We start from the raw sequence: 26,498 nt of genomic DNA on the forward strand, positions 1-26,498 counted from the left end.
TGGCGCAGACTCTACATTAAGGTGAGGGATTTCGCGGGGGGCAGGTCACGCAAAGGAAACCACCGGACTGATTGCGACTAGAACCGATTACTCAGTCTGCGCGACCGGCCCAGAGCCGACCTTCGTGTGGTCATTGCCACGCAACGCTGCGGCATGTCATTTCTGACACCAGTGCAAAACGTAGCACTAACATGGCAATGGCCTACTTATCCGGAGAAGCCAGGTCAGGCATAGAAGTATGGATCGAGAACACTGACCTCCGTGATGTGATCGACCGGAAGGCCGTTCTTCTGTGCCGCTGTCCGGACTGCTTCAGGGGTCGGAGCGTCGTAGATGCAGAAGGTCTTCTGCTTGTCGCCGGACACATAGGAATGAACCCAGGTCACGCCGCCTTCCGCGTTGCGGTCGACGACGTCAAAGCAAACCCCTTTCCCCTCATCGTTGATCGGGATGTTCAGGCCTTCGGGGAAAGTGCGTTCGATCAGGTAGCGTGGCATGACTGGTCTCCTTTGTTGTGCCGGGTTTGAGGATGCACCGCACAGCACACCTGCGCATCGGAGCCACTGCCCAATTTGCGGCGGCAAACTACCTATTTTCGGTTACGACCTTTGCCAGCTTACGTGCCTTGACCCAGCGAAGGCGTGGGTGCTCCATTGGTCCCCGTGAACCTGACCGGAGGCATCATGCGAATTGCACAAGCAACTACAAAAGCTGAACTGGACGCGGTGCGAACGCTCATGGCCGGGTTCGTCGACTGGCACTACGACAGGCACTGGGAATATCGCGATCTGATCGACCGGTATTTCGACATGAGGACATTCCAGACCGAACTGGACGGGCTGCCTGGTGTCTATGGTCCGCCACGCGGCCGCTTGCTGCTTGCCTGCGACGAGGATGCGCCCGCGGGCTGCGTCGCCCTACGCGAAGTTGGCGGCGGCGCCTGCGAGATGAAGCGGATGTTCGTCCATCCGGACTATCACGGCAAGGGCCTGGGCAAGGCGCTGGCCGAGGCCATCATCGCGGAGGCGAAAAGGGCCGGCTATGACCGCTTGCTGCTCGACACCGGCCCCAAGCAACACGAGGCTCAGAGTCTCTACCGCCGATTGGGCTTTGTCGAGACTGCTCCCTATTATGACCTTGAAGACGAGATGAGGAGCTGGCTGGTCTTCATGGAGTTGAAGCTGCCCGACTGACACGCAAGGAGCGAGGCGTTGGAACTGATCGAACGCGGAACGATCCTTCACACGTTGACCCGGATGATGGAACGGGCCGCCACGCATGACGGCGGGCTCGTCTGCCTCTTCGGGGAAGCAGGGTCGGGAAAGACCGCCTTGGTGCGCCACCTCGCGGCGCAGGCGGATCTGCGGGTTCTGTGGGGTGCGTGCGAGGACTTCGCAACGCCCGAGACGCTCGGCCCGCTGGCCGACTGGGAACGCCAAGAGATGCGGGGGACGTTTTCGCCGCCCGGGCCCGACGTTCCGCGCAGCCGTTTCTTCTCGGACATGTTCGCGTCACTGTCAGATACGCCAACGCTCGCGATCATCGAAGATCTGCACTGGGCCGATGACGCGACGCTGGACTTCGTCCGCTTTGTCGGTCGGCGACAGGCTGGGGCGCCTCTGATGCTGCTCATCACCGCCCGCGACGACGACCGGGAGGCCCGGACGCGGCTGCGCAATGTTCTGACCCATGTGCCGCGCGATCATCTGGACTATATCGATGTCCCTCCCTTCAGCCTTGGCGCCGTCGAGTATCTGGCCGCCGGTTCCGGCCGGAACGCCAAAGACATATTCAGGCTGACGGGGGGCAACCCCTTTTTCGTCACCGAGCTTCTGCGCATGCAGGAGACCTTGCCGCAAACGGTCCGCGACACCGTGCTCGCTCGGTTCGACGTGATGCCCGCAGCGACGCAGGATGCAATGCAGATGGCCGCAATTTTTCCTGGCCGGGTCGAAGCTGATGTTCTGGACCTTCTCGCGCCCGGCGCCAGCGAACGGCTGGAAATCGCGTCGGATGTCGGATTGATCGAGAGCGATGCGACGACCTATGCTTTCCGTCATGAGCTTGGTCGGCGCAGTATCGAAATGGAGCTTTCGCCGGGGCGCCGACGTGCCTTGAACGCTGCAGCCCTGTCGGTTCTGCGCGATCGGCCGGGGATCTCGACTGCGCGGCTGGTTCATCACGCCGACGCAGCGGGCGAACGTGCCGCCGTCGCAGAGCTGGCACCGCGTGCCGCTCGCGAGGCCACGGCAATCGGCGCGCATCGCGAAGCCGCGCGTCATCTGCAGAATGCGCTGGCCGCAAGCCCGCCCGCCAACACGGCCGACCGCGCGCAACTTTGCGAGGCGCTTGCATTCGAACTCCACCTTCTGGGCCGCATGCCCGAGGCGATTTCCGCCGAGACCGAGGCACTGGAGATCCGGCGCAGCCTGGAGGATCCGATTGGCGAGGGTGACGCGCAGCGCTGGCTTTCCCGGATGCATTCGCTATCAGGTGACCGGGTGGCGGCCGATCGCCACGCTGCAGACGCTTACCGCGTCCTGGCGGCGCAACCACCGGGTCCCGAGCTTGCGATGGCCTGCTCCAACCTCGGCCAGTTGGCGATGTTGGCTGGAGACCTGCGCGAGACGTTGAAGTGGAGCGACCGCGCCATTCCACTCGCCGAAAAGATGGGCCGCGTCGACATCGTTGCGCACGCGCTGAATAACACGGGAAGCGCGCTGAGCCATGCCGACCCGGAAGCGTCGCGCGACGCGCTGGACCGCGCCCTGGAATTGTCGCTTGCGCACGAACTGCCCGAACACGCCGCGCGGGCCTACACCAATGCCGGTTACATGGCGCTGGCCGTCTATGACCATCCGCGCGCGCGCCGGATGTTGCCCGAAGGGATTGCCTATTGCGAGGCACGGGACCTGGACAGCTGGGTTTGGTACATGACTGGAACGCGGGCGATGCTGCTCGTGCGGGATGGCGCTTGGACCGAGGCGGCGGAGGCTGCTCTCGGGGTCCTGATGAAGACGCAAGCCTCACCCATGTTGAAGTTCCCGGCCACGGCCGCGCTCGCCAAGGTTCGCCTTCGGCGTGGAGACCCGGAAGCAGGCTCCCTCATCCGAAGCCTGGCGGATTATCTGGTGACCGGCAATGAGCCTCCGCGATTCCTCATCCATGCTTTGCTCATGGCGGAAGAAGCCTGGCTCAAGGGTGAGGCCGATACACACGTGGCCCGGCGCATTTCTGAAGCGTCCGCGCTAGCCGAGCAATGTGGCGACCGCTGGTCCGGCGGCGCCCTGTGGCAGCTCGGCCGGAAACTCGGCCTCGACATGAAGGCGCCCACCGAACTGGAAGCCCCGCATCGGCATCTCGCCCGCGGCGACTGGCGCGCGGCAGCGGCGGCGTGGGCCGGGTTGGGCTGTCCGTTCGAACGTGCACTGGCCCTTGTTGATGGCGATGCGGAGGCCCAGCGGATGGGATTGGACCTTCTCGACGGTCTCGGGGCGGCGGCGACTGCAGCACGGGTCCGCCTCGACCTCCGCGAGCGCGGTGTTCAGTCGGTGCCGCGGGGACCGCGTGCCTCGACGCGTGAGAATGCGGCCGGTCTGACAAGCCGCCAGAACAAAGTGCTAGAACTGCTCTCGCGAGGGCTGACAAACGGAGAGATTGCCGAGCGGCTGTTCATCTCACCAAGGACTGTGGACCACCATGTTTCTGCAATACTCGAGAAGCTCGACGCCCGCTCCCGTATGGAAGCTGTTTTGAAAGCAAGAGAGATGATGGTGCTGCCAACTGCCGAAGGGAAAGAAAATAGATAACCCAAGGCGGCTATTACCCGCCGGCTCAAGCGATCAATTGCATGCCACCGGCATGGGCTCATGGTCGGCTACGCCAGCCGTCCGAATGTCCGCTCGAGAATAGCCGTTTGTTCTGAGTGCATTGGCAACTGAGGATCGGATGCCGACTCAAGTATTGGTCAAGCAGGGGCCGGAAAGCAATCTAAGCTTGGCTCGACGTCCCGCTCATCGTCGAGTCAGAGCGTCTCTGGCCAGGACAGTTCCACGAACGGCGTCATATCTCGACGCGGCAGTATGCTCGACTCGTCCGGGACTGGTTGACCTCCATCGGTCTCGAGCCAAGCGCCTAAGGCACCTATTCCATGCGTCGCACCAAGGTCGCGCGGATTTATCAGAAGTTCGGCAATCTTTGGGCAGTGCAGCTCTTGCTTGGCCACACAAAAATGGACAGCATCGTGCGCTACCTCGACGTCGAGCTGGAGGATGTGCTTACGATCGCAGAGTCGGTAGAGATCTAAGCGCCAGGGGCCGGTCCGTCGCGGCCGGCCCATAGCGGACCCTTGTGCCAGATACAGCGGATTACCGATCCCGGCCCAATGGTGCCTTTCATCTTTCGTGTTGCGAACGGCTGCTCTTCGCCCTTCGCGTCCAGGTCAGCTCCCGGTCCAAAGCGGATATTGACCTGTCATACTGATGTCGCGGTGCAGTATCGCCAAGTCGGCCATTCGTATCGACTGCGAAGTCGCGACGAGCCAGGTCCACCTCCTACAGACAAAGCTGGCATCGCAGGACCGAGCTGATAGGCTGATCCCTGAGGAGGACCCATATGGAAATTGACCTGCCCATGGGGAAGATTCATGCCGCGATCAGAGGCGAAGGTGCTCCCATCCTGATCATGCACGGCGGTGGCCTTGATCATCGTCACATGCTTGATGCTCTGGAGCCCGCCTTCAAAAATTCGTCCGGCTGGCGGCGTGTCTACATGGATTTGCCAGGGCATGGTAAGTCCATCGCACATGACAGCGTAGAAGGTCAGGACGACGTGTTGAGCATGATCAGCGCCTTCATCGACGCTGCGTTCGACCGAGAAAAGTTCGCGGTGATCGGAGAGTCGCGGGGCTCCTATCATGCGATGGGACTGGCCCATACCCGCCCTGATGATATTCTCGGAATGATGCTGATCGTCGCGGACGGAATGCCTGGCTCTTCGGCTGATTGGCGCCCTGAGCACAGGACGCTGGTCACAATGCCCGACGCGGAGTCATCGCAGGCTTCACCCGAGGCCGCAGCGCGGCTATCCCGGCTCGTTGTTCAACGACCGGATGTCCTTCAGAAAATCGAACGCACGAAGGTGCCGGCCTCTGCGCTCGTCGACGGGCGTTTGGCCGAGAAGGTCCGCGATAACTTCAACTTCAGTTTCGACCTTGCCGATCCGACGCGCGTTTTCGACAAACCCTGCCTCGTCGTGAATGGGCGTCAGGATGCAATGGCGGGCTACCAGGACATGTTGGATGGCATAGAGAGATACCCGAGAGCAACGCTGGCCGTGCTGGATTGTGCGGGGCACAGCCTGTCTTGGGAGCAGCCCGAGCTCTTCAAGGCCCTCACTGTCAACTGGTTGCAGCGGATGAGCCTCTGACGGTTTCGATGCGCATGCACGCCAGCCCGAGGGCAATTCGCGCTGGCTTCGGAAATTTGCTGCGAACAACGCCAACTTTGGCTGTGCCGGAATGGCTCCACGACCATTTTCGCTTGAAGATGTGGCGCAGTGATCGAAAGGATTGCGCGGTCAATTGAAATGCACCGGTTCTTTACGCGTCCGATCCACGTGCAGTGTGAACACGTCCGGTCGTGCGTAATGTCCTGCGACATCAAATAATCTGCGCCGTTCGGTAACCGCCGAAAGGTCGACCTCAGCTTCGATCAGACCTTGTATCATCTGGGATGGACCCGCCAGAATGGACTTGCCCTAAAAAAGTGGAGAGCACCAACTGATGAACCAGGAGTGTTCTATGGGAAACGGAAACAGACCGACGCCGGAGTTTCGGCGGGAAGCGGTTAGGCTTGCACTGACAAGCGGCCGGACACGGCGTAAGATCGCAGAAGATCTGGGCATCGGGCTCTCGACGTTGACGCGATGGCTCAATCGTGAACGGGACGCTGGTGAGCCGGGCGAGGCATCGGTCGACCTGCACGCCGAGCTGAAGCGGTTGCGCCGCGAGAACGCGGTTCTGAAGCAGGAGCGCGATATCTTAAAAAAGGGTGAGACCATTTTCCGCCATTGGTCCGAGGACAATGGTCGAACGCCTTCTTCGCGAAAGACGCAAGTCGATGAGCTTCGCTTTCATAGAGGCGGAGAAGGCCAGCTTCTCTATCCAGCGGATGTGCAGGGTTCTCGGAGTCAGCCAGAGCGGGTTCTTCGCCTGGAGGGATCGTCCTGCCTGTCATCGCCAGCGGCAGGACATGATCCATCTTGCCCACATCCGAACGGCCTTTGCGCTGTCGAACGGGACCTACGGCAGTCCCCGCATGCACCGCGATCTCGTCGATGAGGGACACCAGATCGGGCGGCATCGAACAGCCCGCCTGATGAAAGAGAACAAGCTGGTGGCCCGACAGAAGCGCCGGTTCAAGCGGACGACCGACAGTGAACATGCCTGGCCTGTCGCGCCCAACCATGTTGCACAGGACTTCTCGGCGAAAGCCGCCGACAGAAAGTGGGGCGCTGACATCTCCTACATCTGGACTGCTGAGGGTTGGCTCTACCTGGCATTCGACCATTGTCCTCGGACCAATGGCGGACAAGGTCTCATTCATCGATCTCTTCTCTCGACGGGTTGTCGGCTGGGCCACGAGTGATCGACTGAAGCGCGGCCCGTCGGTCGAGGCCCTGTGCCGTGCTCTCGCGGCTCGCAATCCGCAGCCTGGCCTGGTCCACCACAGCCCCTCTCGGGCTATTTCTGCGAAAATACCCTGCCGTGCAGTGGATCGCGGCAGCCAATATTGCTCTGTCGAATACCAAGCCGAACTCCGAAAGCGCGGCGTCCTGATCTCCATGAGTGGCAAGGGAAACTGTTATGACAACGCCATGGTCGAGACCTTCTTCAAGACCATCAAGTCGGAGCTGTTGTGGCCGTTCGCCTGGCAATCACGCCAGCAGGCGGAACCCGATAGCATTCGAGCGAAAGGCCCGCGAAGTGAGCTAAACGCTCTCCACAAAAGCCCGGCAAGTCCACGATGCACTCCCAATGAAACCGGGCCACCCGATGGGGCACGCCAGCGGCGGGAATTCAAATCATCATGAGCCTAGTAGATCAGGATATCGTCAAAAGAAACGACAGCGTTTTGCTCGAATGTCGCGATCAATATCTGGCTTGCGCCACCCGCCCCGTCGGCATCGAACCAAAGGTTGCCGGACGCTGCATCAAATATGAACCTGTCATTTGAATCGTTGGCTTGAGTGCCGGCTGTAAACAATTGCGAGTCCAGAACACCGGCCGATTGACCGCCGAAAACAGAGCCCTTCATTTTAAGAATGTCTCCCTCATCGGGTACGTTCACATTGAAATCTATTATCCTATCCACGTTCGCCGGGCCATATGCACGGTCAAAAACGAACGTGTCGGCGCCAGCCTGACCTTTCAGCGTGTCACGCCCCTCCCGACCCACAATCACATTGTCAAATGGATTGCCGACAATTGTGTTGTCCAAGTCATTGCCGATGCCGTTCACCCCAGCGATGCCTTCGCCGGCATCATTGCGGAGTGTTTGAAGATAAAGTCTTTCGACATTATCAGTCAGCTTGTAGGCTCGGAACGCCTTTACCGTGTCGGCGACGCCCCGTCCGGCCGCCTCGATCACCGTATCGCCTGGGGCTCGGACCAGATACGTGTCATTTCCTGCACCACCGATAAGAGTGTCATTGTTCTTGCCTCCGTCCAGGATGTTGTCTCCGACCGTCCCGCGAATTTCGTTGGCAAGACCATTTCCAGCGCCCAGAAGGGCAGGGCCGGTCAAATACAGGTCCTCAATATGAGCTCGACCCATGCGGAAATCGATCGAGGCGTAGACAAGGTCATGTCCGGCCCAATTCCGGCTCTCGCCGACGAAATCATTGGTGTCGTCAACATGATATGTGTCCGACCCGGGACCGCCAATCATTCGATCGGCTCCGGCGCCGCCGTCGATCGTGTCATCACCTTCATATGCGTAGATCGTATCAGCTCCGCCAAGACTTGTGAGCGAGTCGTTACCGGTCCCCCCAATTATCAGGTCTGCGTCTTCGGTCGGACCTGCAGATCCGACAGGGCCCGCCATATCGCTCGTAACGCGTTCCGTGGCGCCAAAGTCATCAACGTATGAGACAGTTACGGACAGCTGCGCTCCAAGGTCAGCCCCCGTCACCGCATAATCGGCAGAATTGGTGCCAGCAAGGGCGATGCCGTCTCGGGACCAAGTGTAGCTCAGCACACCAAGACCATCGGGATCCGAGAGCGAGGGATTGGCCCGTAGAGTTTCGCCGACGGTCACACCATCTTCTGCCCCGTCAATCGAAACCTCGCCCTGTACTGGATCGTTCTGGTTCGCAATGACGTCGTCAGCAATGTCGCGAAAGGTCGAGACGTTACCCAAATCGTCCGTGACGCTCACGAGCACACCTAGCGTTTCGCCGACATCGGCCTGGACAGGGGTGTATGTCGCGCCGTTTGCTCCGGCGATGATTTCGCCACTCAGGCTCTGTCCGAGAGGCATTGCATTGCGATACCAAGAATAGGTCACTTCAGCGATGCCGTTCGCATCCGTTGGCGGAGGCCCTGATCCAAGTACCTCACCTTGAACCAGATCGCCTGTAATTTCCACGTCCGCGACAGTCGGAGAATCCTCGACTATCGTATAAGTCCCTGCCGTGATTTCAGCCTGTGTCAGGTCCTTGAACGCTACGTCTAGGTTCCCCGAAGGATTGGTCTGCCAGACCACACGGATCCCACCATTCGAAATTTCGGAAACGCCGGGTTTGACCTGTGGCCCGTCGGTGACGTCATTCACCAGGAAGCCGCCGCCTACCGGTACCCCGTCTGAATCAAAGGTTTGCCCCTTGATGTTGTAATCGCCGGTGGCGGGATCCTGTGCAGCCCAGACGATCACGAAATTACCGTTCGACAGGGCCAAGATGTCCGGTTGCGTGGTTTCGTCAATCCGATTGGCGTTGGCGATTTCGCCGGGAAGGAAACTGCCTTCGTCGCTGACTTCGGGCATCAACATCCTAATATTGCCGTACTGTGCCCATGCAACAACAACGCTGCCATCGGTTAGCTCGGCCGCTGCCACTGTGCCGTCGATCCCGCCATTTGCGCCGAAGGTTTCGTCGAAAAAGATGGTCTCATTGCCGCTGCCATCTTCGTGGAATTCACCTTTTATCTCATCGTTGGCCGCAGCCCAGACTGAAAAGTAGCCTGTAGGAAGCTCCAGCGTTTTGATCCCATTTCCCGATCCGCCGAATTGGCTGCTACTCTCGATGTCGCGGGTGAACGTCGTGGCGGCATTTGTCGCAAAATTATAGAGGACAGCCGCCGAACCACCTCCCGATGCAACGCCATGCAGCGCCGATATCACGAAGCCGCCTCCCGACAGGGGCTCGATAGCCAGTGCCTTGATGTTTACGTTGTCATCGACGGTGATGATCGGGCTAAGCGAGACGCCATTTGCGTCGAACCGTTGGGCCAGAACATTCCCGCTCGCGATCCAGGATACGACAAAGGACCCGTCGGACAGACCGGATACGACCGCCCCGCCGCCAGTAACACTAGATTGCTGACCCAGTCCGACCGGTGACCCAATCGGCGATCCTTGAGCGTCGATCAGCTGAAATCGAACTTCGAAGACGCCGCCTGTCGCGCCGAATTCGGACTGGTATGCAACGACCGTTGTTCCGTTCGCAAGAGTTGCAATATCGGGATTGCCATCTTTGCCGGCGTTGGCCGCGTTGACAGTGGATTCGACCATTATTTCTACCTAACTCAATTCAATGCTTTTCGGGGTGGTATTGGCGGTTCTAAAGTTTGTCGTCCATTTACAACGGCTTGGGTTGGCAACTTCCACCTATGCGATGCCAGCCTGGACCGACTGGCAAAGCCAAAACCCGGACGAAATCGATTTCATAGTACCTCCGGACGCTATGCCTTTCAATAAGGCCCTAGGCAAGCAACCGAATAAGAGGATTCTTGCTTGCTTGGCCTGCAGGCGAGGTCTAACGAAGCTCCTCCGATCTTGCAGCAGCGTCATCGACGTTCCAATTCAAAATTCCAATGCGTGGTGACAACGCGGCGAGGGTTTCTAAACATTTAAAGGCCGTCTCAAAGGAAGGCCAACTCCAAATGAAGAAAAATGCGACTAATCTGATACGCACATTGCGGAAGGCACTTCGCAAAAATAAAAGCTTTGGATCTTAAGTGGGGTGCTCCTAGATTTCTAGATACGTGCATGGTTTCGTGTCTCCGGCCTGATCTCGAATTCAATGGGCGACAGCATTCCGTTGTTTGTTTGCTTGCGCTTTGACTTGGAAAAGGATTTGTGCGCCGCCAGACTGCCATCAGACGAGCCTGAAGCGCCAGGTCCTTCGTCATGAGGGTTGCGCCGACAAAGCCGACGACACGACGGGAAAACAGGTCGATGACCACACACAGATACAGCCACCCTTCGTGCATTCTCAGGTAGGTGATATTGGTCCCCCGGGCCTGATCCAGAGCGGGCGTCTCGAAACGCTGTTCAAGCCTGTTTTCGGCCAATATGGCAGGCTTGCCGCCATATTGGCCGGGGCGACGCCGATACCCGACCTACGCCGCGTGATTTCCAGTGCAATGGATTAGCCTGTCTGGAATTTGGTTCATTTCCCATGAACAGGCTGCCGAATTGGTGCCTAGAGAAAAAACCATCCAAGAAATCAAGCGTTAAACCGGTCGACCAGACCCAAATCAACGAATGTAGTTTGGGAGGATTAATCAGATTAGGTCCGTGAAATCGAAACCACTGAATTGAGTGAAGCCCTGCACATACGTTCCATGCCCAGCTTCTGATTGCGACGGAAACGCATCAGGCGACTGAGAACATGTCAGCCGCTATCAACGCCTTGTCCTCCAATTCCGCGAAAAGGATCTGTGCGGCTGCACCCGTGCCGTCTGCGTCGTAGAACAACTGACCAGTGGTCTGATCGTAGATGATCCTGTCATCGCCATCCGTCGCGGCGCCTCCGAAGACAAGGGCGGATGAGGCAAGGGCGCCGGCGCTGAGCGCGGAAAACACGTTGCTATGCAGCAATATCGTGTCGTTTCCACTCATGTCGGTGATCGTATCGACATTGTTCGGGCCCAGGTCTCGGGAAAAGACAAAGGTATCCGCACCGATATTCCCTGTCAGTGTGTCGTTGCCCTCGCGGCCGTTCAACACGTTGTCGTACTGGTTGCCTTCAAGCTGATTGTCTAGCTTGTTGCCGATAGCGTTGTTGTGGCCGCCACGATCCAGCTCAAGGTTCTCGACATGGGCTCCAAGTCGATAACTCACGTTGCTCAATACAAGGTCAGTCCCGGAATTTGCGCCCTCGATGATAACGGCGTCTAGGTTTTGGGCCCTTACAACATAATAAACGTCGTCGCCGGAGCCGCCCATCATGTATTCGCCGGCTTCAAGTGTATCGTCGCCAGCGCCACCTTTCAGCGTGTCGCCATGATCACCCTCCCATCCGCCATCCAGACTGTCATCGCCATCGAAGCCGCGCAGATAGTTGTCGCTGTCATTGCCGAAGATACGGTTGTCACTGGCATTGCCGTTGCCAACCCGCGCAGCACCGTCAAGCAGCCGCAGGTCTTCGACCCTGTCATGGAGAGCGCCTATGTTGATATGTGACCGCACTAAATCCGACGTGCCAACCGTATCTTCCTCAATTACGACGTCGCCAACGCTGTCAATCCAGTAGGTATCGTTGCCAGTACCGCCGCTCATCAGGTCGTCGCCACTACCGCCATACAATTCGTCGTCGCCATCGCGCCCAAGAAGGGTATCATTGCCGGTATCGCCATACAGTTCATCACTGTCAGAACCTCCGTCCAGCTGATCGTCACCGGACAGACCATAAAGCTCGTCGGAGTTCCCTCCGCCGTTGATGCTGTCGTCCCAAGGGGTTCCGATAAGATCGTCTCTCGAACCCGAGCCGTTTATCAACAGCCCAACTTCTTCGTATACTTTAAAGCTTTTGGCAGTAGGTTCGGGGAACGAATCCAGATAGAAGTATTCTAATCGAGCAAACAGAATTTGTTCAATTGCGCCGGTGCCATCGGGGTCGTAGAAAAACTCGCCGGTCGTATCGTCATAGATGATATGGTCGTCCGCATCCGCGGCCGAACTGCCTGTCACGAAGGAGCCAGTGTCCAGATCATTTCCGGCTTGGTCAGCAAGGGCGCCAAAGACATCAGGGTGCAGGAGGATCTGTTCTTCCGAAGACAGGTGCGCGATGGTATCGACGTTGTCCGAACCCAGAGCAGTGTTCATGACATACTTGTTAGCTCCGCCGGTTCCTTCTAGTGTGTCATTTCCCTCTCCGCCAAACAGATAATTACCTTCATTATTGCCCTTTAAAAAATTGTCAGATTGGTTTCCATACCCGCTCCATGGTCTGTTGCCAGTAACCCACAATCCCTCAAAATTTTCACCCAAGCGGAAATGGCTTGACGTCATTATTGTGTCAAATCCAGCGTTTTCTATTTCCCTATAGAGTTTTGGCATCGAGTCAGGGCTGAATTGGTAAACATCATCGCCAGGTCCGCCGAGCAAGATATTACCTTGCTCCCCTTCCAATGTATCATTCCCTCGACCGCCATTTAGCGTATCCGCGTCTCCTTCCCCGCCGTACAGCCTGTCGTCACCGTCCAGACCCTTCAAAAGGTTGTCTTGGAAGTTCCCAAAAATACGATTGTTCTTCTCATTCCCAATCGCTACAGTCGGCCCCTTCAAGACACCATCTTCGAAATAATCTCCCAAGTGGACTTCTTCCAAAGCCGGGGGGAGCGGCCAGACGTCGAAAATAGTGTAAATCCTGTCGTAACCGCCATCCGGGCCTTCGATCACCTTGTCGGCAGTCGACCGAACCACGTAAACATCACCTCCAGCGCCGCCTCTCATTATATTGGATTCGGTGCTAAGAGCCCGAATCTCATCAACACCAATTAAGTAGTCACGCCCATTGCCCCCGAACAGTGTATCGTCTCCGAGCCCGCCGTGCAGTGAGTCGTTTTGATTGCCGCCATACAATACATCGTTTCCACCTTCGCCGAATAATGTATCGTTACTCTGTGCACTATAGATCGTGTCGTGATCAGCTCCGCCTGTCAGCACATCTCCTGCCCGGGTTCCCTGAATAAGCGCCATTTCCTGTCCCTTCAAATGCTTCAACAAAACGGATGCAAACTGTGTAGCTGCAGAAACTCTGATGGTTGCCGATCGGCTAGGTCTCCGCAAGGTCATCCCAGGCATGAGCGATAATTTGCCGAGGTTGGCTTGGCTTCCCGGCAGCTCTTGCAGCAGGATTGACTGCTAATTTGTAATTTTTCGACGCTGTGGTGCCAAATTTACAAGCCAACCTATTATTTGCAAAAATAAACACTGGCGCGGTCAAAGACGTTTCCTCAAACAGGATTGTCATCCGCCTGGGAGCACGAGCTTCGAGCCCTCCGCCTCCGCCGGTCGAAGGCCCCAAAATCGTTGCATCACGAATCGTTGATCGATCTGAGTGGGTGCATTTTGGGTGCAAGTTTCTTGTCGTGCGTCCAGTTTTTGCTCGATTTTTTCCCCTTCCCGAACGGATTGAATGGCGTTTCGGCCCGCAGACGATTTCGGGCGCCGGTTAAGTAATTGTATTTCAATGAAAATCTTCTGCCTGCTGCTGATCGGACTTGGTCATGTGAGATCGGGATTTCGGCGGTCGAGAAAAGTCATTTTGATTCAGTGCCTTGCTTGTTTTGCGTGCTTTGGATGACGACGAATCTTGCTCTGCCCGGCAGTGGGTCATACGGTTAATCTAAGTAAATTTTCACTTACCTTCTTGGAGCAATTTATGCCCATCGTCCGTGATCCGACCTTCCTGAGTTTTTCTGCTGAGAACCTGTCGCTGCTTGGTGCTGGTACTGCGAATGGCTTGTCCTGGAGCTCCGAGGATGCTCTTGTTTTTGATCCAGGGCCAACGCAATTCAATATCATTGACGTCGATCTAAACGTGCTCGGACAGCTCAAGGCCGATGTGTTCCTCGATTTCCAATTTGGTTTCCGGTTGAATGCTGGACTGGGTTCCCCAGGGTCATTTAATACAGAATATGATATTGAAACCTCTGTCCTTTACGATGACTTTTTTGTCCCGAGCGATCCAGATTACTCCGCCTACTTCAATTCTCGCAATATCGATTTCTCGGACGTCACCGATATCAATGGTAATTTCACCAAGGCCTTCTTTGACTTTTCCGATACGGAAGTGCTGCGCGCTACCTCTTCCTCTGACGGTCTTGGTACCGGCGTAGGGCTCGGGGATGACGAGGCCGTTCGCGGCCTCTCACTCGAACTCGTTGTCGGCGCGGCTCTCGAATTTCGGGATATCACCTACCGTCTGCCATTCCAGTCGACCGAGAGTCTCGACAAATTCACGCTCTTCAACTTCGAAGACGAGACGATCCCGATTTTCACTCTTGATGCCGGAAGTGCGCAGCAAAGCTTCGACCTGTCTGATGAGATATCGATCGTGCTACGTCTGCCGACCGGCGCCGACACCGAAGGTGACAGCTCGGGCAGCACGATTGTTTCCGGTGACGGGTTCTCTCCCAATCCGTTCTTCGCTGTCGAAGGTGATCTCGACGCTCTGCTGGTCAAGTTGCTGAAATCATTGCCCGGAGTCGGTACTGCGATCGGGGCTGGTTTGGAGAAAACTGTCTTCGTCAGCGAAGATTTCGATCTAAGCGACTACATTCCATTCTTAGGAGAGGGTAATTTCGAGCTTGGAATTACCCTCGTGGACATCGCAGGTTCTGCCGGCCTGAGTGTTACCGAGGCTCTGACCGTCGATCTCAGCCAGGAACCGATTGAATCGGACAGCCTGCTGGACGGCAACAACATTATCAATTTCGTCGGCGGCATCTTCGACTCGCTGCTTGGCAACGAAGCGGTCGATCCTGGCGCCGAAGCCAAGCCGAATGTCCGTGTCACCCTTCGATCGGATGCCGGGACACCTGACAATCCGCTCGATGACAGCGTGACCACCGGTTACCTTGGGCAGAGCGATCCGCTCCTGGTCGATCATCCGAACGTCAACTCGGCGCCCACCAAGGTTACGGTCGAGGCCTTCTTCGACGTCGAGAGCGCGCAGGTCAGCCATCGCGTCGGTATCGGGGGAAGTTTCAGCGTCACCGTTAGCGTCCTGTCCGCCGGTATCGGCGGAACGATCGGGGAAAAGCTGGGTCTGTCGTTCGGTCCATTGCTCGAAGCTACTATCCCCGAAGACGGCCTGAATGTGCCTCTATTCGATATTGCGGCCAATCAATTTGCCGTAAGCGGTGGTCGTTTCTCCAACCTGCCGGAAGGCGTCGTGAACGAACAGACCGACAGCCTCGATGAATGGGGCTATCTGCCCGGCGATTTCAACCAGCAACGTGCCACCTACGAATACTTCTGGACCAATGTCGTGCCACCGGGCTTCGACGAAAACGCCCCAGGCGCACGACAGACCATCAAGGACTTCGTTATTCAGTTGGCCCGCTGGCAGAATGACGTGGTCAAGGTGTTTGACGAGGTTGTGGACACCAACAGTGATGGAGAGGCCGACCGCGACATCATCTTCGTCAACGGTCTGAATGAACAATTCTTTGACGGCGTGGGGGGCGATTCCGACACTGCGCTGTTCTGGACTGGCCAAGCCACCAACGAATTCGGTCAGGCCATCGTTGGTCTGGATCCGGCCCTAAACAACGCTGTCGTAGCCGCACCGCTGCTGTCGAACCCCAATGCGTCTTTGCAGATGTTGGTGACATCACCCAACTCCGCGATCGACCTCGTAGCAACGGCGACCGTTAATACCTTTGCATATGAAGGTCTGCTCTTCGAAGCCGATGATCAGGGCTATGATGGCTTCGAGATCGTCTACGACACCACCCGCCTTCTTTCGACCGTTGCGCCTAGCGTTCTTGGATCCAATAACAGTGATCTTGTGGTCTATCAGGGGCGCGACAGCGGCGGCGTCAATCCGGTTTTCAACATCCCCACCAAACTTGATGGTGGTGAAGAGAACGCGATAAGCGACAGCTCTTCGATCAATGCATCCACCAGTCGTGGCGATGTGCTAGTTGCTAATTTCCTCGCCGGACATGGAGATCGTGCAGCCGAAGTCGATTTCCGCGCAGAAAGCATCAACAAGGCCAACAGCAACGGTGCCAGCACCACGACGACCTATGCCGAAACCAATAATGAATTTGCCCAGATCACTGTCGAAGCGGCAGATTTCGACGGCGCCAAGATCGCTTTCCTAGACGAAGCGGGCGGAGAGATCCTGGGCAGCACGACGATCCGTGATTTTGAGGCGATCATCGCATATTTCGGAGGAGGTGCGGATGTCGTGCGTAGCGGTCTCAACGCCGAAGACGGGGTCGGCAAGAATCTGTTCGATCTCGGCCGAGGCAACGACAATCTGATCATCACCTCCGCATTCCATGGTGCCGGCGATTTCCGCGGCGGTGGCGGCGATGACAACATCGTATATGACCGAGTACAGTTCAAAACTGGTCTTGATACTGGTCTAACCGATGCCCAGGCAATAGCCGCATCCGATGAAGAGGGCGCACAAACAACGATTAGTGGCGGTCAGGGCTTTGACGAACTACTGTTCTCCTCCGCTCGTGTCGATGCCATCACCGTTACTCCGGGTCGTCCGAATTATACCGATTTTACGGAAAGCGCCTTGGCGCTTGGGATTGGCTGGGGCTTCAATTCCGGCGGCTCCTTCGGTGGTTACGCCGACGCCCGAAGCAATGATTTCATCTTGCAGCAGCTACGGGACGATATCATCAACCGGATCGATCCCGACAATGTCAATCGCCTCACCGAAACTGAGAATGCGGTCGATGCCAACGGCGATTCTCTTTATTCGATCATTCCCGCGGATACCGCCAATCAGATCGAGATGTTCACCGCCGGACGCGCGGGTGATCGGGTTCGCATCGGCGGCGATATCGAGGCGATCAGCATCGACGGCTACGACATGGCAGCCGACCTTGCCATCTACACTGGGGGCGATTTCTATTCCGGGGGGGCTATCGAAAACGCCCGCGCCGCCTATGGAGACGTCGATCTGCTCAACGGCACGCAGCCAATGTTTTCCGCTTTCCAAGAGCCAGTTGACGTTTTCGTTGCCGATTTCACGCGCTTCGAAAACGTGGATCGTATTGGCGATTTCGTTCCAAATGTCACCATTTCCGGGGATGCCTTGCGCAACCCGAATGGCGAGTTCATCTTTGGCGATACCTTCCTGATCGGGTTCGAACGCTTTGTCGTCGACGGCTCGTCACAGGGCGACTTGCTGCGAGGCGGTGACCTTGATGACCGGTTCAATGGCCGAGGAGGGCGCGACGTTCTCGAAGGACGGGGCGGCACCAACACGCTGTTCGGCGGCGCCGGATCGGACCAATTCATTCATGTGGCGACCGATGCCGGAATCAACCGCATTTTCGGCGGTGAGGATAACGGCATCCCGGTCGACAATGAAATTGACACACTGCTTATCGCGGCGGGTGACCCCGGAGAAAACCAGACAGTTTCGGGTCTCGTATTGTTCAGCGGCTCTAGCGCCCTAACGGGAGACTCTCTCACGCTTGCCGCTGTCAATTTCTTGGATGCAGGGGGCGGCGCCAATCTGGCTCAGGGTTTCATATACGGTTTCGGCGATCTAAACGATAACAACTTTGTCGAAGCTGCCGGGATCGATCGGATCAATGTCATCGGCTCCGAAGGGGCCAATGATGTCCTCGTTTACGCCGATGGCGCGACCTACATCGCGGGAGAAGATCAGGACGATCCGAGCGGTGATAGAGACCTCTTTGTCGCTGACTTTTCGGCACAGGACATCGCTGTCGAATTCCTCATTACGGATGCTGAGCTCGAAGCGCCGGAACCGTTGTCGAACGGGGCGCTGGTGCAGGGGGTCGACCGTGCTGCCATTCTGTTCGGAACTGGGGACGACACGGCACGTGGCGGTCGTCTCGACGACATGTTCGATGGTGGTGAAGGGTCCGATTACATGGCGGGCGAGGCAGGTAACGACACCCTGCGCGGCGGCTTCGGTGATGATTTGATCTACTGGGAAGGCGATGACGGCACCGATATCGCAGATGGCGGTGGAGATGCGGACCGCTTGATAGTCTCCAACATCAGCGAACAACGGGAGGCGCTCGCGCCCGGCGGCTTCTATTTCGCAATCCTGGCCAATAGCGGCTTGGATACACCCCAGATTGACCAGCAGATCGATGCAACAACGGGCGGTCAGGAGGCCCTGACCCTGGCGATCGTTGCCGCTTCGGCGCCGGCTTTCCAGATCGGTCTGCTGGACGGCGCAACGCAGATCAACAAGATCAGCTTTGACAATTTCGAAGCAGTTGATTGGCAGGGGTCCAATGATTTCGATGATGTCGTGGTTTGGCAGGGTGGCCTTCTGCATGCAGGCGGCGAACGGGCCGGCGATCACGACCTCTTCGTTGGCGATTTCAGCGGCGAGACCGCGGACCTGTTCTTCTCGGCGCGCGACGCCGCATCGGGTAGCGGTGAAAGCGGCGCGTTCTACGACATCGGCAATGGTGTGAAGATCGGCGAATTCGAACGCTTTGCCCTGCAGCTCGGCGGCGGCGATGACACGGTCGATGGCGGCCAGTTCGACGACTACCTTCTTACGGGTGCAGGTGATGACCACGTCTTTGACGGCGGCGGCGATGATACTGTCCTTGCTGGCAGCGGTGACGACATCATAAACTACGAAAGCGGTCATGATATCGTCTTCGGTGGTGAAGGTGATGGCTTCGACAGGCTCGATCTCGGGTCGCAGATCGGCGGCTATGCCCTATCGGTCTTCGCGCCGTCTGCGGGAGACTTCGTCCCGTTGCTCGATACCGATCTCGATCGCCCAATAGCCGAACAGCGCACCAACTTGGCCTTTGCGTTCGCCAACCTCTTCGAACCAGACAGCACGGTCCGACTGGACCAGGCTTTCGGCAGCGTGACCTATTCCGGAATCGAGCGGGTGGTCGTCTCCGGCGGCGCCTCTCGTGAGGTCGTGGTCGGCGGCACCATCAATAGTGTCCTGTCCACCGATGGCGGCGACGATGTGCTGCTGTCCAACCGCGGCAACGACATCATGATCGGCGGCCTCGGCCGCGATGCCTATGTCTTCGACGCAACCGCAACACAGTTTGCCTCGCGTCCCGGTTTCGGCAATGACGTCATTCTTAACGAATTTTCCGGTATCACAGAGATTCACTTTATTGGCGCATTGACGAGTGATCTGTCCTTCGACACCGATGCGTCCCAAGCGAACCTTGTCGTTGATACCGGGGTCGGCACAGTCACGATCCAGAACTACTTCGGCAACAGCATCAGCCCGCAGAACTTCCTTTTCTTCACCGACGACGTCGAAACCGGCTTCGCCTTCGATGCGACGGGCCTGGTTTCCGGACCCTCCGGCGCACCGGTGCCGGGCAACGAATTCCTGGGCACCGACGAGGCCGACGAATTCACACAGGGCACGGCAGCAGCCGAGTTCTTCTTCGGTGGTCGCGGTGATGACCTGTTTCTCGCCAGTATCGGACCCGATCTCTATGATGGCGGCACCGGTTTCGATCTGATCAGCTATCAGAACAGCGCCTCCGGCGTGACGCTAGACTTAGACAACCTTTTTCCGTCTCTGGGTGGAGAGGCGCTGGGCGATGTTTTCGTCAGCATCGAGGCCGTGATCGGATCGGCTTTTGGCGACGTAATCGACGGCGATGCCAGCGACAACCGTCTCGAGGGGGGAGGGGACAATGACAGGCTGATCGGGCAGGGCGGTTCGGACTTCATACTGGGGGGTTCTGGCGCCGATACGCTCTTCGGTGGGGAAGGGGCGGATTTTCTTGTCGGCGGTGACGATGACGACGTCATCGGCGCGGGCGATGGTTCCGAACTGGGCGCCGACTTTCTGATCGGCGGCGAAGGCGACGACACGTTGTCTGACCTCGCAGGCGACAACACCTTTATCGGTGGTGCAGGCAATGACTTCGCGCGTGGAGGGGCCGGCAACGACACCTATGTCTACGAAGGGCGATCGGACGGTTTCTCGGACGGGCCCATCCCGGGGCAGCAGAATGCCGTCCTCAATGGCGGCAACGACATATTCATCGGCGGTGGCGGGGATAATGCCGTTGATTTTTCGCGCTTCGGCGCGGCGGTTGACGTAGCGTTAAATCTCGGCAACCCGCCCGTGTACAGGACCGATGACGATACCGATGCCCGAGATTTTGGCATTGGCCGGTCGCTGATGGTCTCGACTCAAGTCAACTCCGTTACCGGCACGGACTTCGCTGACCGCCTTGTCGGTAACGATCAGAGCAATCGGATCGACGGGGGTTACGGCGACGACGTCGTTTCTGGCTTGGCTGGCGATGATACGTTGACCGGTGGCGGTGGCGTCGACATTTTGGATTATCGTTCTGAAAATGGCGGCGCTGGCGTCTTCGTCGCCCTCGCCGACGTGGCCTCGTCCGAACCGGACGGCACTCCCATCCTAGCGGAGACCGGCACGGCAACGGACAGTTTTGGCAACACTGACATACTGTCGGGCTTCGAAGGTGTGATTGACACCCAGTTCCAGGACATTCTGCTGGGCGACAATTTCGACAACCTATTCACCATCAGCGGAGGCGACGATTTCATCAATGGGCGCGGTGGGCACGACCAGGTGATCCTCGATCCGACCGTCACCGATGTGGCCAGCTTCGGCAACCTGCAGGTCACTCTGGCCATGGACGGTAACGGAACCATCGTAGGGGCCGGGTATGGCTCCACGGATGTCACTAGTGTGGAAAGCTATCGCCTGACCGACACTTCCGATACCGACTTCTTCTTCGTCGATGCGGACCTTCAGATTTTCGAAGACATCGTCGACTTCTTGGTCGAGGGCCTTGGCGGGACAAATATCATCACGACCCAGGCTGGCGATGACACCATTATCGGCGGCACTGGTTTTGACGATATCTTCAGCTTCGGCGGTAACGATACTTTCGTTTATAACGGCGGCAGTGGTGTTTTCCTTGCAGGGGAGGGTGTTCTCGACACGCTGGACCTGTCCTCGCAATCCGACGATCAGTTCATCCGTGTCCTCAGCGGACAGACTATGCAGAACGAGGAGGGGAGCTCTGTTGAGGCCGGTCGCGTGACCGGGATCGACCTCTTCGAACCTGACGATAATGAACGTTTACGCTTCCTTGACGTCGAAAGGTTTCTGCTAGGCGACGGCTTCTCAATGTTCGAAGGCAGCGATGCCAATGAAATTGTCATTGGTGGCGACACAGAGGACGAAATAACGGGCTTCGGCGGCAACGATACGTTGATCGGCGGGGGCGGTATCGATGCGCTCTTCGGCGGTTCAGGTGATGACGTGCTCAGCACAGGCACCGGCACCGGTAGTTTTGTTCAGGGCGGTGGCGGCAATGACCGCTATGAATATGCAGGAGCCATTGACCTGTTCTTCGCGGCAGAACTGGGAGAGGACACGCTCAGCTTTGTGGGCGCCGATGCGGGAATCTTGATCGATGGCTTCGCAAAGACTGTGTTCAACGCGGACGGAACCGTGCAGCTGGTCGACTACGAGTCTGGTCTGATCGTTGCTCCGGACAATTCCAGCGATTTCGGTGTCGAGGTGTTGCTGGGCACTGAATTTGCAGACACATTTAATGGAGCGTTCCAGCTCGAATTGGTGCAAGGCCTTGGCGGCGATGACCTCTTCATCGGCCAGATCGATTTCGGTCGCCTCGACGGTGGGTCCGGCTTTGACCGTATTGATTACCGCGAAATCCTGTTTTCCACGGAAGAGCCACAGGGCCTCGATATCGATCTGATTTCGACGCTGGTCCAGGAAAAGGCGCCGCGCTTCCCGAATGGTGAACCTGGTCTACCGCTCGGCTCTGAACGCTTTGAATTCGTCGAGGCGATCGAACATGTGATCGGATCGCTCTTCGACGATACCTTCACCGGTAACGGGTCGCAAAACGTCTTCACCGGCAGCAAGGGCGTCGACAGCTACGATGGCAAGTCGGGCCGAGACACGGTGGACTTCTCGTTCGAGCGCGGCGGTTTTGCCGTTACGGTGGACCTGTCGGCCGGAACTGCAACCGATACATTCGGCAATGTCGAAACCCTCGTCTCGATCGAAAACGCTGTGGGGACCGACCGGAACGACAGGTTGACCGCTGGCGCAGAAGGCAGCCGCTTGGATGGCGGCTTGGGCGCTGATACCTTGATCGGCAGCGAAGAGAGTGACGTCTTCGTGGCGCGTGGCGGCAATTCTGCCAATCGCAACATCATTACCGGCTTTGACGGGAACGACCAACTGATTCTGATGCAGGGCTTCGCCCAATTCGATGCTGGCGAAGGGATCGACACCGTCGATCTGTCTCACCTGATCCGCGGTGTGTCCTTCACCCTCAGTCCAAGTGCGACCCTGAACGGTCCACGTCAGATTGTGAGCCAGTTCGATCAGCAGACCGTGGTCGACCGTCTCGCCGCCACAAGCCAGCCGATCGCAGAACTTCAGGGTGTCGAAAACGCGATCGGCACCAGGTTCAACGACTTTCTCGAAGGAGATGAGGGCGACAATACCATTATCGGCGGCGCTGGCGACGATACGATCCGCGGTGGAAAAGGTGCCGACGAAGTCGATGGCGGCGCGGGTGTCGACACCCTGCTTTTGACCGACAATGTCGTTTCAGGCGGCATAACCCAGGGGGTATTCGCCAACCTGACAACTGGCGAAATCATCGACGGCAATGGAAATATCGAAAAGGCCTACAACTTCGAGAATGTGTCCTCCACCGGTCTGGATGACATGCTGATCGGCACGGATGGGGACAATATCTTCATCATGGGCGGCGGCAATGACACGGTCTTTGGCGGTCGCGGTATCGATACCGTGCGTTACGGCTCGAACGTGCAAAGCGGCTTTGACCAGATTCGCGGGATCAAGGTCGTGCTGGGAGGCACGTCCGAAGATGGCGTCGTCGTCAATGGACAGGTTGGCCTCGATCAGCTCTTCAGCATCGAGAATGTCGTGGGCACCAATCTCGACGACCAGATTATGGGGGACGCGTCGAATAACGTCCTCGTCGGAGGCCTTGGCGCCGATACGATCAGCGGTGGGGCAGGGGACGACACCATTTCTACTGGCGCTGGCGCCGACAGGGTCGTCGTGCTGCGCGACGATGATATCGTCGTTGTCTCCGATTTCGACATCGCCTTGGATACATTGGACCTCACGGCATTCGCCTTTTCGGATGTCGCACAGGCTCTTGCATCCGCACAGGGAGAAAATGTCGTCCTCAGGTTCAAGACCGGGATGGAGTTACAGCTTCTCGGCGTGTCGGCTGCCCAGCTGGACGACATCAACATCGAACGCCGGTCCTCCGATCCGCAGCTCATCGCAGCGGCGGAAAGCGGCGGCATTTTGTTCGGCACAGATGAAAGCGATTCGGTCGTCGGCAACGACGCTGTCGATGTCATCAACGCCGGCGGTGGCGACGATAGCGTGCAAGGTGGTCTCGGCGACGACGACCTCAACGGTGGCGAGGGTATCAACACATTGGTCTATTCCGAGGCGACAGGCGGCGTAATCGTCGATTTCGTTACCGGGACAACCCGTGGCGCCGCAGGCTTTGACACGTTCCGAAATTTCCAGAGTGTCTTGGGCTCCGGTTCAGAAGACTATTTCGGCGGCAGCAGGAACCCAGAATTCATGAATGGCCTTGCTGGTCGGGACATGTTCGTTCCGGGCGGCGGTGCAGACAGAATCGTCATGGGTGGCGGCGAGGACACTATCGCCGGAAACCTGGATGATCTGAACGACGACGTGGTCGAAGATTTCGAAGAAGGCGATGTCATCATGATCGAAGGGCTCAACGTGCCCTCCGATCGAGTGAATATCCGTCCTGGGTCCGCCATTCTCGAATTTGACTTCGACAACGATGGTGTCGTGGAAAGCCGGCTAAAACTCGAGGGCGATTTTGAGGGGCGCAGCTTCGAATTCATCGAAACTGAAGCGGGCACGGTTGTCGGCTTGGTGGCCGATGCAGCTGCGCCGGTTGTTGACTCCGAGGTCTTCAATCTCGGTGTCGGCGAAGTGCTATCGCTCTCCGCCAGTACGGGGCTGCTGTCCAATGACCGCGATGTCAACCTTTCCGACGTTCTGTCGATCGTCTCCAGTGCCCGTACCAGCGACAAGGCCCTAGGCGCGTTTACCATCAATCCTGATGGCAGTATGACCTATACGCCAACTGGCTTGGCGGTCGGCACGGACCGGATTGAGTATTCGGTCAGTGATGGCGTCTTCGTCACCAACGGCACAGTCGAAATCGTTATTTCGCCGGAAATTATCGACGGGACCGATATCGACGACGTGCTCAACGGCACTGGTGTGGCCGAGATTCTGTTCGGTGGCGAAGGCGATGACACGCTCTTTGGCAATGGCGGCGAAGACACATTGAACGGCGGACCCGGTTCAGATGTCATCCACGTCGACAATCCCGGGGATCGTGTGGCTGAAAGCCGTAGCTTCCCGGGCATCGACACAGTGGTAAGCTCAGTCGATTTCCGAATGGGGCGCAGCCATATCGAGAACCTGGAACTAACTGGCAACGCCATCACGGGCGCGGGCAATGGTCTTCAGAACATTATAACGGGCAACGCCCGCGATAATGTTCTGGACGGAGGGAAGAACGTTGACACTCTGGTCGGCGGCGAAGGCAATGATCGCTACCTGATCCGTTCGCCGGGCGATACCGCCGTGGAACTGGAAGGAGAGGGCAACGATGTCGTTCTGGCCTTCCGTTCGGTCGAACTGAGCGCGAATATCGAACGTCTCTTCATGCAGACGCTCTTTACCAAGGATGGTGACCCGGCGATCTTCAACGGCATTGGCAACGGGCTCGACAACACGATTGTCGGGACCCCCTTTGACAACTTTATCATCGGTCGTCAGGGCCGGGATACGTTAAAGGGGCAGGCCGGGGCAGATACATTCGTCTTCGACCGCGCCTTTGGGCCCAACAACGTCGACAGGATCATCGACTTCAACGTCAGTGAAGAGAATGAGGGCGACCGCCTACTGATGAAGGGATCGATTTTCGGCATCGGCACGGGCACTCTTGGGGCGGCGCTCTTCCGCGAAGGCACAGAGGCGCTCGACTTCAACGATCGCTTCATTTTCGATCAGGCCTCTGGCCATTTGTGGTTCGACGGCGACGGCAATGGCGTAGGCAGCAAGCAACTGATCGCCACTTTTGAACAGAACGCGACGCTCGTCGCGTCCGATATTGAAATTTTCTGACTGATCCGCGTCCCCGGAGCATTCCCGTGCACGCCGCTTTCTTGATGGTGATTCATCCGGTTCAGAAGTCAAAAGTTTGCCAAATATCAGGGAGAGCTTGGACCAATACTTCGAAACTAGTCCAATTCGGCCGGCGCTGCGCTGCAGTGCCGATCGCCTTTATTGCGGGTTTTCGGTATTGTCCTCTGAATCGCTAACATTCCGCTGCGCCGAAATGAAACTGGCCCGGAGACATTTCCTCGCGACTGTCCGCCCTCAGCGCCTTCGGGACATATGAGTTGACTTTGTAACAGAGGGTTTCAGGCTCACCGAAGCCACCTAGGAGTGGCGATGAGACAGAAACCCGGAACATCGAAGCCTACAGCTTAGTGGATGGTAAGGGCATTCGCCGGCGCAAACGGACGCACCATTCGTCCGAGGACAAGAGCCGCGATGTAGAAAATCTCGGGATCGCAGGGGGGCTTGCGACAACACTCTGGGTCCCGCTTTTTTCTTTCTTGGCGGCCCGGTTGACGGTGGGATGGAGCTTGATCTGGCCCGGCGAACCCAGGCGGAACATATTACGGCTGCGCTGTCTCGGCTTTACTGAGGTTCGTGAACGTCGTCGGCACACAGCTTGAAGGCACCATCATGGGCGACGTTTGGACCAATCATTCGGATGGGCAGGGCGGCAACTACACCAGTGTAGGCGGATTTTGTGAAGTTACGCTGTTTGGCGATCATTGATCTGATCACCTGACGTGCGGCAAAGGATCGACGAGATTAATGGCCATTTCGGCGATGACACAGTTGCTGGAGGTGCGGAGATGATCTGTTGATCGGAGGACCCGGATCGGATGTGGTCATAGTGGAACACAGAGGGATCGAGGTGCGGACGGCTTCAACAGGGCTCGGTATGGCACTGTCGAGACATCGGACGATCTGCGAGCCGGGGCGTAGCGTATCACCGGCGTCTGTCTGACAGGGGAAGCTCTTCTTGGGTCGAGAAAGGTCTGGCAAACGGTCCTTCGGGGCACACTTTGACCTGCCCCCCGCGAAATCCCTCACCTTAATGTAGAGTCTGCGCCAAC

General features: G+C 57.5%; 7 protein-coding genes and 2 pseudogenes. 6 read left to right on the top strand and 3 right to left on the bottom strand.

Features of this window, described 5'->3' with window-relative positions; translation table 11 throughout:
* Positions 1 to 224 precede the first annotated feature (224 nt).
* Positions 225 to 497 carry a DUF4242 domain-containing protein gene (locus ATO9_RS22150; RefSeq protein ID WP_043754694.1) on the bottom strand — a complete coding sequence of 91 codons (273 nt, stop codon included), beginning with the start codon at positions 495 to 497 and terminating at the stop codon, positions 225 to 227.
* Between the two features lie 186 nt (positions 498 to 683).
* Between ATO9_RS22150 and ATO9_RS22155 the strand changes: the two genes are divergently transcribed.
* The 5 genes and pseudogenes from ATO9_RS22155 to ATO9_RS24875 all read left to right on the top strand — a co-directional run bounded on the left by ATO9_RS22155 (position 684) and on the right by ATO9_RS24875 (position 7,092).
* Positions 684 to 1,193, top strand: coding sequence for a GNAT family N-acetyltransferase (locus ATO9_RS22155; protein ID WP_043754696.1), 510 nt, complete (start codon positions 684 to 686; stop codon positions 1,191 to 1,193).
* An 18-nt stretch (positions 1,194 to 1,211) separates the two neighbouring features.
* A complete protein-coding gene (locus tag ATO9_RS22160) occupies positions 1,212 to 3,809 on the top strand; it encodes an ATP-binding protein (RefSeq protein WP_043754697.1) in 2,598 nt (865 codons plus the stop codon).
* A 209-nt stretch (positions 3,810 to 4,018) separates the two neighbouring features.
* A pseudogene (locus ATO9_RS24870) lies at positions 4,019 to 4,306 on the top strand (site-specific integrase); the annotation flags it as partial.
* A gap of 308 nt (positions 4,307 to 4,614) precedes the next feature.
* Positions 4,615 to 5,427, top strand: coding sequence for an alpha/beta fold hydrolase (locus ATO9_RS22170; RefSeq protein WP_052418537.1), 813 nt, complete (start codon positions 4,615 to 4,617; stop codon positions 5,425 to 5,427).
* 373 nt (positions 5,428 to 5,800) lie between these two features.
* Positions 5,801 to 7,092, top strand: a pseudogene (locus tag ATO9_RS24875) (IS3 family transposase).
* A 2-nt stretch (positions 7,093 to 7,094) separates the two neighbouring features.
* Here ATO9_RS24875 and ATO9_RS23760 read toward each other — a convergent pair.
* Together ATO9_RS23760 and ATO9_RS22190 are read right to left on the bottom strand one after the other, a co-directional pair.
* On the bottom strand, positions 7,095 to 9,791 hold the full coding sequence (locus ATO9_RS23760; protein WP_052418539.1) for a calcium-binding protein: 2,697 nt from the start codon (positions 9,789 to 9,791) through the stop codon (positions 7,095 to 7,097).
* 1,086 nt (positions 9,792 to 10,877) lie between these two features.
* Positions 10,878 to 13,205 (bottom strand): calcium-binding protein, encoded by a 2,328-nt coding sequence (locus ATO9_RS22190; RefSeq protein WP_043754699.1) that lies wholly within the window; start codon positions 13,203 to 13,205, stop codon positions 10,878 to 10,880.
* Between the two features lie 685 nt (positions 13,206 to 13,890).
* Between ATO9_RS22190 and ATO9_RS22195 the strand changes: the two genes are divergently transcribed.
* Positions 13,891 to 25,428: a cadherin-like domain-containing protein gene (locus ATO9_RS22195; RefSeq protein ID WP_043754700.1), complete on the top strand. Its 11,538-nt coding sequence runs from the start codon at positions 13,891 to 13,893 to the stop codon at positions 25,426 to 25,428.
* Positions 25,429 to 26,498: the final 1,070 nt, after the last annotated feature.

Origin of the sequence: Pseudooceanicola atlanticus (assembly GCF_000768315.1) — a bacterium.
GTDB lineage: Bacteria > Pseudomonadota > Alphaproteobacteria > Rhodobacterales > Rhodobacteraceae > Pseudooceanicola > Pseudooceanicola atlanticus.